General features: G+C 46.4%; 1 protein-coding gene. It reads right to left on the bottom strand.

Annotation, left to right across the window (positions count from 1 at the left end):
• Window positions 1-59: 59 nt before the first annotated feature.
• Window positions 60-532: molybdate ABC transporter substrate-binding protein (gene modA / locus R8N47_RS28050; RefSeq protein WP_318186465.1), on the bottom strand; the 473-nt coding region annotated here is incomplete at its 5' end.

Genomic DNA, 532 nt, shown 5'->3' with positions numbered 1-532 from the left:
AACATTAGGGATTGGTATTCAAGTTCTGTCACTCCCTGTCCCTATTATTGAAAACCGTATTATTGTTGGAAACCGTAATGAGCAAAAACTCGCTTCGCGTCTTCTGATTTCAAATACTGGAAGAATTGTCTCGATTCCGTTGAATCGTTCACTACCGCCGCTGGATAAACGATGGCCGCGTGCGTGTCACTCGCAAACTCGCCAACAATTTTCACTTTGCTAGTCAACTGCGCATCGGTCTTATAAACCACCCCTAAAGGAGCTTCTCCGCGCTCAACTAAAGCCAAAGCAAGACGTACATTTTTTGCTGGTGCAACTTTGGTTTGAATCTCTTTCCATACACCCAGTGTAGTCAGTGATTCTTTCGCGTACATCCCTGCCGGCACAGACGTAGGGTTGCCCAATGCGAGGCGACTGCCATTTAACGCCGCTTCCCAAGCTTTTGCATCCGCGAAGTTAAATACGGCTAAGCTTGACGATTGAGGTGCAATAAGAACGAGACTGTTGCGCACTAAATTAGTGACATTGTCAC

This window comes from Vibrio sp. 2132-1, assembly GCF_033344315.1.
The sequence above is the reverse complement of the archived record's forward strand: the minus strand, read 5'-3'. Positions and strand labels throughout refer to the sequence as shown.